The sequence below is a fragment of the Pseudonocardia sulfidoxydans NBRC 16205 genome (assembly GCF_007989085.1).
GTDB lineage: Bacteria > Actinomycetota > Actinomycetes > Mycobacteriales > Pseudonocardiaceae > Pseudonocardia > Pseudonocardia sulfidoxydans.
Genome location: NZ_BJVJ01000008.1, coordinates 22,461 through 36,837, shown reverse-complemented (window position 1 = coordinate 36,837; position 14,377 = coordinate 22,461). Strand labels below are relative to the sequence as shown.

Annotated in this window: 13 protein-coding genes and 1 pseudogene; 6 read left to right on the top strand and 8 right to left on the bottom strand. The window is 71.6% G+C overall.

Annotation, left to right across the window (positions count from 1 at the left end):
- Positions 1-2: 2 nt before the first annotated feature.
- A complete protein-coding gene (locus PSU4_RS06415) occupies positions 3-329 on the bottom strand; it encodes a hypothetical protein (protein WP_147103404.1) in 327 nt (108 codons plus the stop codon).
- 187 nt (positions 330-516) lie between these two features.
- Between PSU4_RS06415 and PSU4_RS06410 the strand changes: the two genes are divergently transcribed.
- Together PSU4_RS06410 and PSU4_RS06405 are read left to right on the top strand one after the other, a co-directional pair.
- Positions 517-2,082 carry a right-handed parallel beta-helix repeat-containing protein gene (locus PSU4_RS06410; protein WP_147103401.1) on the top strand — a complete coding sequence of 522 codons (1,566 nt, stop codon included), beginning with the start codon at positions 517-519 and terminating at the stop codon, positions 2,080-2,082.
- Positions 2,083-2,177: 95 nt separating this feature from the next.
- A complete protein-coding gene (locus PSU4_RS06405) occupies positions 2,178-3,071 on the top strand; it encodes an LLM class flavin-dependent oxidoreductase (RefSeq protein ID WP_147103398.1) in 894 nt (297 codons plus the stop codon).
- Positions 3,072-3,190: 119 nt separating this feature from the next.
- On the opposite strand, the gene PSU4_RS06400 is transcribed toward PSU4_RS06405, so the two are convergent.
- A complete protein-coding gene (locus PSU4_RS06400; RefSeq protein ID WP_147103396.1) occupies positions 3,191-4,489 on the bottom strand; it encodes an acyl-CoA dehydrogenase family protein in 1,299 nt (432 codons plus the stop codon).
- Positions 4,489-5,823 (bottom strand): PucR family transcriptional regulator, encoded by a 1,335-nt coding sequence (locus PSU4_RS06395; protein ID WP_147103393.1) that lies wholly within the window; start codon positions 5,821-5,823, stop codon positions 4,489-4,491. The genes PSU4_RS06400 and PSU4_RS06395 overlap by 1 nt, the downstream gene beginning before the upstream one ends.
- A 117-nt stretch (positions 5,824-5,940) precedes the next feature.
- Here PSU4_RS06395 and PSU4_RS06390 point away from each other — a divergent pair, with 117 nt between their 5' ends.
- From PSU4_RS06390 to PSU4_RS06380, 3 genes are all read left to right on the top strand, one after another.
- Positions 5,941-7,032, top strand: coding sequence for an LLM class flavin-dependent oxidoreductase (locus PSU4_RS06390; RefSeq protein WP_147103390.1), 1,092 nt, complete (start codon positions 5,941-5,943; stop codon positions 7,030-7,032).
- Positions 7,033-7,123: 91 nt separating this feature from the next.
- Positions 7,124-7,729 carry a TetR/AcrR family transcriptional regulator gene (locus tag PSU4_RS06385; RefSeq protein WP_147103388.1) on the top strand — a complete coding sequence of 202 codons (606 nt, stop codon included), beginning with the start codon at positions 7,124-7,126 and terminating at the stop codon, positions 7,727-7,729.
- 240 nt (positions 7,730-7,969) lie between these two features.
- Positions 7,970-8,719 carry a MerR family transcriptional regulator gene (locus PSU4_RS06380; protein ID WP_147103385.1) on the top strand — a complete coding sequence of 250 codons (750 nt, stop codon included), beginning with the start codon at positions 7,970-7,972 and terminating at the stop codon, positions 8,717-8,719.
- A gap of 75 nt (positions 8,720-8,794) precedes the next feature.
- Here the strand turns inward: PSU4_RS06380 and PSU4_RS32980 are convergent.
- From PSU4_RS32980 to PSU4_RS06360, 5 genes and pseudogenes are all read right to left on the bottom strand, one after another.
- Positions 8,795-8,974: pseudogene (locus PSU4_RS32980) on the bottom strand (DUF6247 family protein); the annotation flags it as partial.
- Between the two features lie 62 nt (positions 8,975-9,036).
- Positions 9,037-9,759, bottom strand: a complete 723-nt coding sequence (locus PSU4_RS06375) for an SDR family NAD(P)-dependent oxidoreductase (protein ID WP_246114971.1) — start codon at positions 9,757-9,759, stop codon at positions 9,037-9,039.
- 21 nt (positions 9,760-9,780) lie between these two features.
- Entirely contained in the window at positions 9,781-10,584 is an 804-nt protein-coding gene (locus tag PSU4_RS06370) for an alpha/beta fold hydrolase (protein ID WP_147103382.1), read from the bottom strand.
- A 5-nt stretch (positions 10,585-10,589) separates the two neighbouring features.
- The gene (locus PSU4_RS06365; RefSeq protein ID WP_147103379.1) at positions 10,590-12,143 is read right to left on the bottom strand and encodes a long-chain-fatty-acid--CoA ligase; all 1,554 of its coding nucleotides are present in this window, start codon (positions 12,141-12,143) and stop codon (positions 10,590-10,592) included.
- Positions 12,140-13,189 (bottom strand): LLM class flavin-dependent oxidoreductase, encoded by a 1,050-nt coding sequence (locus tag PSU4_RS06360; RefSeq protein ID WP_147103377.1) that lies wholly within the window; start codon positions 13,187-13,189, stop codon positions 12,140-12,142. Before PSU4_RS06360 ends, PSU4_RS06365 begins: the two co-directional genes overlap by 4 nt.
- 124 nt (positions 13,190-13,313) lie before the next feature.
- On the opposite strand from PSU4_RS06360, the gene PSU4_RS06355 reads away from it, so the two are divergent.
- The gene (locus tag PSU4_RS06355; protein ID WP_147103376.1) at positions 13,314-14,369 is read left to right on the top strand and encodes a phosphotransferase family protein; all 1,056 of its coding nucleotides are present in this window, start codon (positions 13,314-13,316) and stop codon (positions 14,367-14,369) included.
- Positions 14,370-14,377 lie beyond the last annotated feature (8 nt).

The window sequence follows — 14,377 nt, the reverse complement described above, 5'->3', positions numbered from 1 at the left end:
GGTCAGGGCCTGACGCGGACGACGACCTCGGACGCGGTCACGCTCTCGACCCCGACCGTGAAGCCCGCGGCTTCGGTCTCCGCGCCGACGGGGACGCGGACGCGCTGTCCGGCGACCTCGATGTCGGCGACGTCGTTCTGCACTCCGAGGAGCTTCGCCTCGATCCCCAGCACCGACACGGCGGCCTCGCCGCTGCGCGGGAACGAGATCGTGCAGCCGTTCAGGCCGCAGTCGGTGGTCGACGAGCCGCCGCAGCCTGCGAGGACCAGCGCGAGGGCGACGGTCGACAGGGCCAGGAGTGCGCGCCGGACGGGCGCAGCCGGGTTCACGCCGCCAGCCTAATGACGCATTCGTCCGGATCGGGGGACCGGTGGCCGCAGCCGCCTCACACGGAGCGAACCCGTCGGACACGTTGGACGCGTGTCGAGGGCCGTTCGGCCGCATCGGACACGGCTTTTTGCCGTCGGTTAACCGACCGACCGGAAGACTGGCCGCCATGACGACGAGGGCCCGCGGATGACGTCCCTGCCACCGACGCCGCGGCGACAGGTCGACGACACCCAGCCGATCCCCGCCGTCCCTCCGGCAGCAGGCCCTTCTCCCGCGGGCCCTTCCGCAGCGGGCCCTTCTGCAGCGGGCCCCGAGGCAACGCAGGCGATCGCGCCGCCGCAGGCCACCCGGACCATGCCCGCCGCGGGCAACCCGCCGCCCGGCTCCACGCAGGCGACGCAGGTCGTCGCCGGGCCGCCGCCCCGTCGCCCGCGCTGGCTCGTGCCCGGCGTGATCGCGCTCGTCGTCGTCCTCGTCGCGGGCATCCTGTGGTGGGTGTCGACACCGTCGTCCCCCCAGCAGCCCACCGGCAACGCGCCCGTCGCCGTGCCCTCCGGCGTCGGCCCGGCCCCCACCGGGACCGGGAAGACCCTCGACGTCGCCGCCGACGGTTCGAAGCAGTTCCGCACCATCGCCGATGCCGCCGCGCAGGCGAAGCCCGGCGACACCGTGCTGATCCAGCCCGGCTCCTACGAGGGTTTCCGGGCCCCCGCCAGCGGTACCGACGGCCAGTGGATCACCTACGAGGCCGCGCCGGGCGGCGCCGTCGAGATCAACGGCGGCGACGGCAGCGACAACGGCCGGATCGACCTGTCCGACCGCTCCTTCGTCCGGGTGGCCGGTCTGTCGGTGCAGAAGGCCGACCGCTTCGGCATCTACGCCGAGGACACGTCGAACATCGTGCTCGACAAGGTCGAGGTGGCCGACTCCCGCCACGGCGGCATCGTCTTCCTCAACGGCTCGAAGATCACCGTCCAGTACGCGAACGTCCACGGCAACAACTCCCTCGGCACCGACGCCGAGATGGAGGCCATCAGCATGGACAACGTCGACGGCTTCGAGATCGTCGGCTGCACGGTGACCGGCAACGGCGAGGAAGGCATCGACGCGAAGTACGAGTCCCGCAACGGCCGCATCCACGGCAACACCGCCAGCGACAACCGCGGCCCCAACATCTACATCGACTCCGCGTACGACATCGTGGTGTCCGACAACAAGGTCTCCGGCGCCAGCGGGCCCGGCAAGACCGGGATCATGCTCGGCGTCGAGGACTACTCCGACACCCGGCGCCTCGCCAACATCGACATCGTCAACAACGTCGTGACCGGCAACAACGGCGGCGGCATCGGCTTCTTCACCGAGTCCGACGGCACGTTCTCCGACGTGCGGATCGTCAACAACACGATCGTCGGCAACGAGAACGCCGGCCTGGTCCTCGGCAACACGAACCTCAGCGGCACGAACGTCCTGCGCAACAACCTGTTCGCGGGCAACGAGCAGGACGTGAAGGGGCGTTCGGGGTCGACGCTGACCGCCGACCACAACCTGTTCGCCGCCGCGGGCGTCGGCACCGACAACGTGACGGGCGTGCCCGAGTTCGTCGACCAGCCGGCCGGGGACCTCCGCCTCGAGCCCGGCACGCCGGGCACCGGCGCGGGTTCGCCCGACGGCGCGCCGCCCGCCGATATCGCCGGCGCCGCGCGTCCGCAGGACAAGGCCCCCGACATCGGGGCGTACCAGACCGTCGAGTGACCTCGGGCCCGACTCTGCGGCCCCGGCCGAGCCCCGCGGCGCGCGCCGTCGCAGGATGGGGTCGGGTACCGGAGATCGACGACGGAGGAGTGCGCGTGGCGAAGCCGGCAATCGGCGCATGGCTGGGCACGACGTGGGCGCCGCACGAGGTGCTCGCGGTGGCCGGGGAGGTGGAGGCGGCCGGGTTCGACTCGGTGTGGCTGGCCGACCACTTCATGGCCAACACCGGCACCGAAGAGGTCTCCGACCGCGGCAACCTGGAGTGCTTCGGCATGCTCGCCGGCCTCGGCGCCGCCGTGCCCCGGGTGCGACTGGGCAGCCTGGTCGCGTCGATCACCTTCCGGCATCCCGCGGTGCTGGCCAACATCGCCGCGACCGTCGACGGCATCGCGTCCGGACGGCTCGTCCTCGGCGTCGGCGCAGGCTGGCAGCTCAACGAGCACGCCGCCTACGGCCTGCCCCTGGGCCCGGTCCGGGAGCGCATCGACCGCTTCGAGGAGGGCCTCGCCGTCCTCACCGGGCTGCTGCGCTCGGACTCCACGACCGTCGCCGGCGAGCACTACACGGTGACGGGCGCCCCGATCGTCACGCGGCCCGGTGCCGCGCGGACGCCGATCCTCATCGGGGCGAGCGGGGAGAAGCGGATGCTCGGCGTCGTCGCCCGCTACGCCGACGAGTGGAACTGCTGGTCGACGCCAGCGCTGTTCGCGCACAAGTCGCGGGTCCTCGACGAGCACTGCGAACGCATCGGCCGTGACCCGCGGGAGATCCGCCGCTCGACGCAGGCGATGCTGGAGATCGACGGCGAGAGCAGTGGCCCGGGCAACGCGGTCGTGTCCGGGTCGGTCGCGCAGATCGTCGACACCATCGGGCGGTGGACCGGCGCGGGCGTCGACGAGGTGATCGTCCCCGGCATCCGCGGCACCGCCGACGACGGCCGTCGCCTTTTCGACCGGGTCGCCGCCGACATCCTCCCGCAGCTCGCCTGACCTTTCCCTGTGAGTGGCAATAGTCGCTATCGCGACTATTGCCACTCACGAGCGCCGGAGGTGTGTGTGCAGGGCGTCGGCGCGTCCAGTGACGGCGCACAAGATGGTGACAGTGCTGCCTACTGGAACGCGGCGATGTCGCGCTCCAGGCGGGCGGCGATGTGGGCCCGGGCGGCCTCGGTCCGGGTCGGCAGGTGGCCCGAGCCGAAGCGGGGTTCGCCGGGGGCGACGTCGCGCAAGAGCTGTCGGGCCAAGGTCTGGCGGTGCACCTCGGTCGGACCGTCGGCGATGGCCATGACCTGGGCGTCGACCATCATCGCCGCAAAGGGCATCTCGTTGGAGATGCCCAGGGCCCCGTGCAGCTGCATCGAACGCTGAACGACGTCGCGGTAGACGCGCGGCATCGCGACCTTCACGGCAGCGATGTCTTTGCGGACGGCACGGTAGTCCTGGTGGCGGTCGATCAGCCACGCCGTCCGCAGCAACAGCAGCCGGAACTGCTCGATGTCGATCCAGCTCTCGGCGATCTTGTCCTGTGTGGACTGCATGTCGGCGAGCCGCCCGCTGCGGGTGGTTCGGGAGACGGCGCGCTCCAGCATCAGGTCGAACGCCCGGCGCATCTGCGCGATGGTGCGCATGCCGTGGTGGATGCGTCCACCTCCGAGCCGGGTCTGGGCGATGGCGAAGGCTGCGCCCTCGTCGCCGAGCAAGTGGTCGGCGGGGACCCGCACACCGTCGTAGCGCAGGTAGGCGTGGCTCGAGTGCTCGGGTGACTCGGTGCCGACGCCGGCGTCGCGGACGATCTCCAGCCCGGGCGTGGCGGCGGGGACGATGAACATCGACATGCCGTGGTGTGGGTCGACCTCGGGGTTGGTCACGACCATGACGATCATGAAGGCTGCGTGCCGGGCGTTGGAGGAGAACCACTTCTCCCCGTCGATCACCCAGTCGTCGCCGTCACGCACGGCGCGCGTCGTGAAGAGGGTCGGGTCGGCGCCGGCGAGCGGCTCGGTCATCGAATAGCAGGACGAGATCTCGCCGTCGAGCAGCGGCTGCAGGAACCGTGAGCGCTGTTCGGGTGTGCCGAAGCGGGCGAGGATCTCGGCGTTGCCGGAGTCGGGGGCCTGGCACCCGAACACCGACGGCGCCCAGCGCGACCTGCCGAGGAGCTCGTTGAGCAGCGCGAGCCGGACCTGCCCGTACCCCTGGCCGCCGAGCTCCGGCTCGAGGTGCGCGGCCCACAGCCCGCGATCGCGGACCTGCTGCTGCAGTGGTCGAACGAGCCGGCGGGCCCGTTCGTCGGACTTGTCGTAGGGGTCGCCCAGCACGAGGTCGAGCGGCTCCACCTCGGTGCGGACGAACTCGTCGACCCAGGCGAGCTGCTCCTGGTAGGCCGGGTCGGTCTCGAAGTCCCACATCAGCGCGTCTCCTTCGGCAGCAACGGTGACGACGGCTGCGACGGTTCGGCCGCGAGCCCCGCCACCTGGAACGCCAGCTGGGCGGCGAGCAGGGCGTCGAAGCGGCGCATGTCCAGCCCCGTCACGTGTTCGATGCGGCCCAGCCGGTAGCGGACGGTGTTCTCGTGCACGCCGAGGGCTTTCGCCGTGGCGCGGACCTGGGCCCCGGCGGCGAGGTAGCTGCGCAGGGTCTCGACGAGGTCGCCGCCGGTGTCCTCGTCGCTGCGGCGCAGGGGTCCGATGCACTGCTCGGCGAAGCGGACGGCGACGTCGGCGCGGTCGCCGTTGACGACGAGGCGCAGCGTCGTCAGCTCGGTGACGGGGACGACCTCCATGTGCCCGCCCAGCGCGGCGACGATTCCCTCGACGTCGCCGGTCTCGGCGAGCGCGGCCGGGTAGTCCTCGACGTCTCGGCAGACCCCTGAGACGACGGCCCGCCGACGGCCGGTGAGCTCGGCGAGTGCGTCCATTCCGCCCCCCAGGGCCCGGTGGACGCGGCGGAGCACGGGCGGCCCGGGATCGTCCGGCAGCCGCAGGAGCGCGACGACGGCGTCGGGTTCGGCCGCTCCGAGAGCCGGTGTGCCGACGAGACCGCCGACGACGGACAACACCGCGTCGAGGCAGCCGGCGGCCGACCGGTCCGGGGCCGTCGGCAGTCGCACGAGCAGCCGGTGCACCCCCAGGTCGAGGCCGACGTGCCCGGCGAGACGGCGCAGGTCCCTTACCGCGCGGGAGCCGTGGAGCAGGTCGGCGAGCACGTCGGCCCGGGTGCGTGCGGCGGACCGCGCGGCCCGGACCTCGCCGAGCAGGTGCACCGACAGGACGGCCGCAGCCTGCTCGACCAGCGGGACGTCGGCCTGTCCGAGAGGCCGGCCCATCTCGCTGACGTCGAGGAACCCCGCGATCGCACCCTCCACGACGAGCGCCGCGACGAGATGGCGACGGGTCAGGCCACGGGCTCGGTCGGCCGGCAGCAGGACCGAGGGACGGTCGGGGCCGAGCGCGCCGAGGTCGGCGCCGACGCCGTCGGGCAGACCTGGTACCGCGGTGAGCCGCAGCCCGGCCGGTGCGGCCCAGGTCCGCGGCCGCAGGTCGGCGTCGAGCAGCGCGACGGGCCGCCCGCACAGCGTGCCGAACCGGTCGACGAGGCCCTCGACGTCGAGCCCCTCCAGCACCGCCCGGCCGAGCTCGCGCAGTGCAGCGAGCAGTTCGTGCGACGGTTCGTCCGGCGCCTTCCGGAGCATGCCCGGAGCGACGATCGGCCTGGTCGCGTCGACCGTGATCGGTCTCAGCATGACGTCACGCCACCTCCGTTGGTGCCTTGACCGCGTGTGAGCGACGCAACTACCGTGACAGCCCTAACAGTCGTTAGGCAAGACCCGGAAAGCCATTCGCGAGAAGGGGTCACCGACATGGACGTCGGGGTACTGCTGGTCTTCCAGAACTGGCACGAGAACCTCACCGACGGCGAGATGTTCCGTCAGGAGGCCGAGCTCGGGGTGCTCGCCGAGGAGTACGGGTTCGATTCGGTCTGGGCGGCCGAGCATCACTTCGACGACTATTCGATGTGCCCCGACAACCTGCAGCTGATGGCCTACCTGGCCGGCCGGACGAGCAGGGTGCAGCTGGGCACCGGGGCGGTGATCCTGCCGTGGAACGACCCGCTGCGCGTCGTCGAGAAGGTGACGATGCTCGACATCCTGTCGCAGGGCAGAGTCGTGTTCGGGATGGGCCGCGGCCTGGCCAAGATGGAGTACGAGGGCTTCGGCGTCGACATGAACGCCTCCCGCGGGATGTTCGACGAGGCCGCACCGATGATCATCGAGGGCCTCAGGAACGGCTACGTCGAGCACGAGGGCCCGAACTACACGCAGGCGAAGGTCACCGTCCGACCCGGCCCGGAGCCCGGCACCGACTGGACCGACCGGCTCTACGGCGTCGCGATGTCACCCGATTCGGTGCCCGCGGTCGCAAAGATCGGCGCGCGGATGATGACCTTCATGCAGTACCCCGCCGAGATGCACGTTCCGGCGATGGAGCGCTATCGCGAGGTCTACCGCGAGACCCACCACAAGGAGCCCGGCCCGATCCTCACGCAGGACTTCATCTACTGCCACGAGGACGCCACCGAGGCCGAGGCGGTCGCGCGCGAGTACCTGAGCCGCTACTTCCTGTCGGTCATCAAGCACTACGACTTCGCGGGCTCGCACTGGCGCGACACCAAGGGCTACGAGGCCTACCAGCAGGGCGCGGACATGATCCGCGAGGCCGGGATGGAGGCCGCCGGCGCGGGCTACGCCGACACCCAGATCTGGGGTACGCCGGAGCAGATCGTCGAGAAGTACCGCCACCGCCTGGAGCTGTTCGGTGACCACCAGCCCAACGTCGCGCCGTCGTTCGCGGGCCTCCCGTTCGACAAGGTCCGGGCGAGCATGAAGCTGTTCGCGGATAAGGTCGTGCCCGAGCTGCACAAGATGGGGGTGCAGGCCGCCGTCCCCGCGTGACGGGTCGGGGCGCGTAGGACGGGGGTGACTGTCCTCCGCGCCCCTTTTGGTGGGAATCTTCTCGCCGATAATCCGAGAAGAAGGACCGGCCATGACCACCCTGCAGCGCGAGGAGAACCCGGCACCCCGCGGCAACACCCGCCGGGCGGAGCTCGTGGCGCTGGCCGGGCGGCTGTTCCAGGAGCGCGGCTACCACGGCGTCGGCATGCGGGCGATCGCCGAGGCGGCCGGCATCCAGGCCGCCTCGCTCTACCACCACTTCCGCAACAAGGAGGAGCTGCTGCTCGAGACGATCTTCGTCGTGGACCGCGACATGGTCGCCGAACAGCTGCCGATCCTCGACGGGCCGGGCACCCACCGCGAGCGCCTCGCGAGGCTGGTGCACGCCCACATCCTGCACATCGGCGCCAACCACGACGCCTGGCGCGTGGCGGGTCGCGAGCTGCGGGCCCTCTCCCCCGAGCATCTGGAGATGGTGCAGGGCTACCGGCGCGGCTATCAGCACCGCATCACCCGACACCTGACCGACGGCGTCGGCGCCGGCGAGTTCGTCTGCAGCGACCCGCGGCTCGCGACGCTCGCACTCCTCGACATGATCAACGGCCCGAACGAGTGGTACCAACCGGACGGGCGGCTCGACATCGGCGAGATCGCCGACCTCTACGCCGAGATGGTCATCCGCCAGCTCAGCGACTAGGGCTTCCCCTTCACCAGCGACATGCTCGACATCGCGATCGCCAAGGAAGGGGTGGGGGTTGCCGCGGAGGACACCCCAGACCTGGCTGGGTGGGGGGCCCGCGAGTACGAAGGAACTGGCTGAGTCCTGGTTGGTTGCCCTGAACGTGTCGAGTTCGCTCCTGAACCTGACGCGGCGTGAGTTCCTAGCGTTCGGTGTGTCGCCACGAGGTGGCGATCCGACGAGTGGGGGGCACGGGAGATGCGGGACCACGCACAGTTGTGGAAGGTCGGTGAACTGGCCGACACCACCGGCCTCACGGTGCGCACGTTGCACTACTGGGGTGAGCTGGGCCTGGTCGTCCCATCAAGTCGAACGACTTCGGGGCACCGCCTCTACGGGGTCGCAGACGTCGAGCGGGTGTACCAGGTGGTGGCCCTGCGCGAGCTGGGCCTCTCGCTGGATGCCATCGGGCGTGTCCTGGACGAGGGTGGCCCCGGGCTGGCTGGGGTCTTGGAAGCCCACGTCACCCAGGTCCGTGCACAGCTCGACGCGTTGCGCACGCTCGAGGCGACGCTCAGCGTGCTGGTCACCCGGGTACGGCGTACCGGGTCTCCTGCTCCGTCGGACCTGTTGGGACTGATCGACGAGGTGTCGAAGATGAACGAGAAGTTCAACGAGTACTTCACCGACGAGCAGCTCGCCACGCTGTCGCGGCGGCGCGAGCAGCTGGGGGAGGACCGGATCGCCGAGGCGGAGAGCGAGTGGCCGATCTTGATCGCGAAGGTGCAGGCAGAGAAGGACGCCGGCACCGACCCGGGCGAGCCCCGGGTCCAGGCCCTGGCAGCTCGATGGATGGAGCTGCTGGCCGAGTTCGACGGAGGCGACCCGGCGATCCGCGAGGCCAACGGCCGCATGCTCACCGAGAACCAGAGCGAAGTCGGGGGCGGCAGCCACATCGTGGAGCTCATCGACTACATCAACAGCAGCAACCAGGCCCGGCAGAACTGATCGATGGGGGCGCGGTCCTACCTCGGCGCAGACCGCGCCCCCACCTCCGTCATCAGAACCGAGGACATGCCGCCACAGTTGGAGCACTGCGAACACCTCTGAGAGGTCCAGCGCCTCGGCCGAGCGTGTCATCGCCGAACGCCACTCCCGGTCGAACTGCCCGGCCTCCTCGACCAGCAGGGCCCGTCGGATCTCCCGCGGGGCCGCCGGTAGTGGGGCTGGCGGAACAGCGCCCTCCGCTGGCTGAACGCTCACACTCGCAGCGGTAGCGCCCCAGTCCGACTATCTCGATGCTGCCCGTTATCCGGCGTAGAGGCTCAGCGAGCAGCCGGGCCCCGTCGCCCCCGGGCCGGGGCGCCGAACGACGCCATCAGCCCGCCGTCGACGGGGATCGTCGCCCCCGTCATGTACGACGCGCCCGCCACCGCCCACACGACGTCGGCGATCTCGTCGGCGCGCCCGGGGCGGCCCATCGGGATGCCGTCGACGATCGTCGCGCGAGAGGTGGCGGTCAGGCCCGCCGTCATCTCCGTGTCGACAAAGCCCGGTATCACCAGGTTGACGCGCACCCCGCGCGGCGCGAGCTCCACGGCCAGCGTCTGGGTCAGCCCGGACAGTCCTGCCTTGGCCGAGCCGTAGGCGACGTCGCCGGGATAGCCCCGCAGCCCGACCACCGCACCGATGTTGACGATCGCGCCCCCGTCGGCCAGCAGCGGCAGCGCCGCGCGCGAGGTGGCGAAGGCGCCGGTGAGGTTCGTCGCCAGCACCTCCGCCCACGCCTCGTCGCCGAGCTGCTCGATGCGCCCACCGCGGTGGACCCCGGCGGAGTTGACGAGCACGTCGATGGGCCCGACGCCGGCGAACGCGGCCCCGACCGACGCCAGGTCCGCGACGTCGGCCGGCATCGGCGTGACCCGGTCGCGCATCGCGGGTGCCCAGCTCTCCCGGTCGACCGAGCGGGCCAGGACTCCGACGGTGTCGCCCTCGGCGAGCGCACGGTCGACGACCGCGCGCCCGATCCCGCGGGACCCCCCGGTCACCACCCAGGTTCGGCCCACGGATCAGAGTCCGGCGAGGAACGCGAGCAGCTCGGAGCGGTAGGTGTCGCCGTCCTCCCAGAACGGGGCGTGTCCGCAGCCGCCGAACTCGACGAGCCGCGCGTTCGGGAACAGGTCCTTTGCCGCCTTGGCGCCGTCGAACGAGACGAACCCGTCGTCACTGCCGTGGAGCATCAGCACCGGAGCGCCGATCGTGGGCAGGATGTCGCGCTGGTCGACGGAGGCGAGGTCGCGCAGCGTCGCGTCGGCCTTCGGGCCGGTCTCCATGAAGGCCAGCCAGACCGACTCGACGATGTCGGCGCTCACGTCCTTGACGCAGACCGCGTTCGCGACGGCGCGGAACGTGGCGGCCCGGTCGGCGGCGAGCCCGGCGAGGACGCCCTCGACGTCGGCGGGTGTGCCGCCGTAGGGCCAGCCGTCGGCCTGGGTGTAGCGCGGTGTGGCGCCGCCGGTGAGGACGAGCCCGCCCAACCGGTCGCCGAGCCGGTGCGCGGCCTCGGTGACGACGGCACCCCCGAGCGACCAGCCGTTGAGCACCGGCGACTGCAGCCCGAGTTGGTCGACGACAGCAACGACGTCGGACGCGATGGCCGCGATCGAGGTGTCGGTGAAGTCCTTGTCCGACCGACCGCACGCCCGGTGCTCGAGGAGCACGACCGCATGGCCGGCGCCCAGCAGCGCGGGCAGGACCGTGTCCCAGCAGTGGGCGTTCGCACTCCACCCGTGCACCAGCACGACGGGCCGTCCGGCCCCCGCGTGGTGCTCGTAGTAGACCCGCTTGCCGTCCTCCGCCTCGAGGAACGCCATTGTCCTCACCCCTTCCCTGTCGAGGTCGTCGTGCCGGCGAACTGCGCGCGCAGCCGTCGTTTGTCCGTCTTTCCAACGCTCGTGCGCGGCAGCGCGGCCACCAGCACGATCTCCTCGGGCAGCCACCAGCGTGGTACTCGCTGCGCAAGGCGGGCCCGTAACTCGTCGGCGCCGGCCGTCGCGCCCTCGCGCAGCACCGCGATCGCGAGCGGACGTTCCTGCCAGCGCTCGTGCGCCACCCCGACGACCGCGACGTCGGCGATGTCGGGGTCGGCCAGCAGCGCCTGCTCGATCGCGACCGACGACAGCCACTCGCCGCCGCTCTTGATCAGGTCCTTCGTCCGGTCGACGATCCGCAGCCGGCCGTCGGTACCGATCGTCGCCACGTCACCGGTCCGCAGCCAGCCGTCGACGAACCGGTCGGGCGCCTCACCCAGGTAGTAGGCGTCGACCACCCACGGCCCGCGCACCAGCAGCTCCCCCGCGCTCTCGCCGTCCCACGGCAGCTCGCGGCCCTCGTCGTCGACGATGCGCCACTGCAGCCCGGGCAGCAACGTGCCCTGGGTCCGGGTGCGACGGTGACGCTCGGCGGGGTCGTCGGGCGGGAAGGGGTCGCGGGTGAACGTCGCCATCGGCGAGATCTCGGTCATCCCCCAGCCCTGGAAGACCGGTACGCCGAGCTCCTCCCATGACCGGATCAGGTCCACCGACGGGGTCGACCCGCCGAGCACCAGCGCCCGCAGGCTCGACACGTCGCTGCCCTCGCGGCAGACGTGGGCGAGCAGGTCGACAGCGACCGTCGGCGCCATCCCGACGTAGGTCACGCGCTCGCGCTCGATGATGTGCGCGAGCTCTGCGACGGTCGGGTGCGGGCCGGGCAGCACCTGCGCCGCGCCCGCCATGGTGGCCGCGAACGGCACGCCCCAGCCGTTGGCGTGGAACATCGGGACGACGTGCAGGACGGTGTCGCGGGCGGAGATCGCGTGCCCGTCGGCCAGGCACGCCGCGAAGGTGTGCAGGTAGAGACCACGGTGCGGGTAGCCGACACCCTTGGGTCGACCCGTGGTCCCGGAGGTGTAGCAGAGGATCGCGAGGTCGTGCTCGGAGCGGAGCGGGGGCATCCCCAGCTCCGGCCCGTCGGCGACGAGCTCTTCGAGGGCCGCACCGGAGTCGATCACGCCCAGCTCGGGACGGACGCCGTCGAGGAGGTGGACGAGGTCGGCGTCGGCGACGATCATCCGGTCGTTCGCGTGGCCGACGATGTAGGCGATCTCCTCGGCCGAGAGCCGCAGGTTGAGCGTGTGCAGGACCGCGCCGACCATCGGCACGGCCGAGTAGAGCTCGAGGTGCCGGTGGTGGTTCCAGCACAGCGTCGCGACGCGGTCGCCCGGCCGGACGCCGAGCCTCTGCAGGGCCCCGGCCAGCCTGGCGACGCGCTCGGCGAGCGTCCCGTAGTCGTAGCGCAGCACCTCGGTGCCGTGCTCGTAACCGACGACGGACCGCCGCGGATGGTGGCGCCGGGCCCTTTCGACGAACTCGGTGACGAGGAGTTCGGTCACGCCTGCAGCCGCTCCCGCACAGCCGGGACGACCTTGTCGGCGAGGTAGGCGATCCGTTCGGAGCCGCTGTCGACGGGCTCGCCCGGCAGCTGCGCCCAGAAGTGCACGTCCTTGATCTGTGGCCGGTCGCGCAGCAGCGTCGCGTACTCGGTGACGGCGGCCTCGGCGTCCATCAGCTGGTAGGCGCCCGCCTCGATGATCTGCGCGGGGTCGGTGAACTGCGGGACCTGGTCCGGCGGTCCGAAGGCGCCCCAGGAGATGTACTCGTTGAGCTGGTAGAGCGCGTGCTTGCCGATGCTCGCCCACACCCGCTCGGGGTCGTCGGCGATGATGGCCCACTGACCTGCGTAGATGCGGGCGTCGGCCCGTGAGCGGCCCTGGCGTTCCACCGCGTCGAGGTAGGTCGCCTGGTGAGCGTTCTGGGTGCTGAGGAAGCCGTCGGCGATTCGCGCGGCGCGTTCGATCGCAGGGTCGGCCATCGCGCCGACCAGCAGCTGCGGCGCGTGCTCCGGAACGGGCGTGACGGCGACGGGCGGCAGCTGGTAGCGCTTGCCGGAGAAGCCGTCCGCGGAGCCCGACCAGGCGCGGCGGATGACCTCGACACCCTCCTCGAGCAGGCTCGGCCGGTGGGTGACCTTGCGTCCGAACGCCTCGAACTCGCGCGCCCAGTAGCCCTGGCCGACGCCGAGGTCGAACCGTCCGCCCGACAGCAGCGACAGCGTGGCGGCGTCCTCGGCGAGGCGGACGGGGTTGTGCAGCGGCGAGACGATCAGGTTGGTGCCGATCCGCATCCGGCTCGTGCGCTGCGCGATCGCCGACGCCAGCACGAACGGCGAGGGGCTGTAGCCGTCGGCGCAGAAGTGGTGCTCGGTCAGCCACGCGGAGTCGATACCGCGCTGCTCGGCCCACGAGATCTGGTCGAGGATCTCGCGGTAGAAGGTGCTGAACGGCCGGTCGGGGTCGGGGTTGCGGAAGTCGTACCAGAGGCCGAAGGTCGGGCCCGCGGTCGTCGTCTCGCCCTGGCTTGCCGATGCGCCACTGGTCATGCCCGCACTGTGGTGGCCGGGGTCACGCGTGTCACCCGGCGGCGGGTCCGGGCGTTGTCGAGAGTTGCAAACGCCGCCGCGTCGCCCCGCAGCCCTCGCCGGGGTCCACCGCTACCGTGCTGGGATGCCGAGCGCCGTCGTCCAGCCGGAGTGGCTCGACGTGCGACTCGTCGACGTCGCCGCGGTACAGCGCTGGGGTGTGGCAGCCGGACTGCCCGACGCCCCGATCGAGGACGTCCGCCGGATCGGCGGCGGCACGCAGAACGTCGTACTGCGGCTCGCGTGGGGCGACCGCGACCTCGTCCTGCGTCGCCCGCCCGAACACCTCCGGACCAGCAGCAACACGGCGTTGCGTCGCGAGATGCGCGTTCTCGCCGCGCTTGCCGGCAGCGACGTGCCGCATCCGTCGCTGGTGGCAGGATGCGATGACGAGGCCGTCCTCGGCGGGGCCGTCTTCTACCTGATGGAAGCCGTCGACGGCAGCAACCCGGGCGACTCGCTCTCGGCGCTCTACCGCGGGAGCAGCATGGCGCGACACGCCGCCGCGCTCGACACCGCGGCCGCGCTCGCCCGCCTCGCCGCCGTCGACCACGAGGCCGTCGGACTCGGTGGCCTGGGCCGGCCCGATGGCTTTCTTGCTCGCCAGGTCCCGCGCTGGCTCGACCTGCTGGCCTCGTACGGTCAACCGTCCGGTGCCGGGCTCCCGCACATCGACGCGCTCGCCGAGTGGCTCACCGCGCACATGCCGACGGGCTCGCGCCCCGGAATCGTGCACGGCGACTACCACCTGAACAATGTCCTTCTCGACGACGAGTCACCCCGCGTCGCGGCGATCGTCGACTGGGAGATGTGCACGATCGGCGACCCGCTGCTCGACCTGGGATGGCTGCTCGTGACCTGGCCCGGCGGCGGGGGGAACCCCGTCACCGGCGATGCGATCGCGACGCTGGGCGGCCTCCCGGGTCCCGACGAACTCATCGCCCACTACGCGGCCCGCAGCGACCGCGACCTCTCCGCGATCGGCTGGTACACCGTGCTCGCCGGGCTCAAGCTGGCCATCGTCATCGAGGGCACCCATGTCCGCGCGCTCGCCGGGAAGGCCGACCTGACAACGGGACGGCGTCTGCACGACGCGGCCGTCGACCTGCTCGACCGCGCGGCGGCGATCGCCGGCGTCTGACCTGTTCG

Bases quoted from the DNA above. Each gene is read 5' to 3' on its own strand.
- PSU4_RS06410 (WP_147103401.1), top strand. From the start codon at position 517: ATGACGTCCCTGCCACCGACGCCGCGGCGACAGGTCGACGACACCCAG.
- PSU4_RS06400 (WP_147103396.1), bottom strand. From the start codon at position 4,489: ATGTGGGACTTCGAGACCGACCCGGCCTACCAGGAGCAGCTCGCCTGG.
- PSU4_RS06395 (WP_147103393.1), bottom strand. From the start codon at position 5,823: ATGCTGAGACCGATCACGGTCGACGCGACCAGGCCGATCGTCGCTCCG.
- PSU4_RS06390 (WP_147103390.1), top strand. From the start codon at position 5,941: ATGGACGTCGGGGTACTGCTGGTCTTCCAGAACTGGCACGAGAACCTC.
- PSU4_RS06385 (WP_147103388.1), top strand. From the start codon at position 7,124: ATGACCACCCTGCAGCGCGAGGAGAACCCGGCACCCCGCGGCAACACC.
- PSU4_RS06380 (WP_147103385.1), top strand. From the start codon at position 7,970: ATGCGGGACCACGCACAGTTGTGGAAGGTCGGTGAACTGGCCGACACC.
- PSU4_RS06370 (WP_147103382.1), bottom strand. From the start codon at position 10,584: ATGGCGTTCCTCGAGGCGGAGGACGGCAAGCGGGTCTACTACGAGCAC.
- PSU4_RS06360 (WP_147103377.1), bottom strand. From the start codon at position 13,189: ATGACCAGTGGCGCATCGGCAAGCCAGGGCGAGACGACGACCGCGGGC.
- PSU4_RS06355 (WP_147103376.1), top strand. From the start codon at position 13,314: ATGCCGAGCGCCGTCGTCCAGCCGGAGTGGCTCGACGTGCGACTCGTC.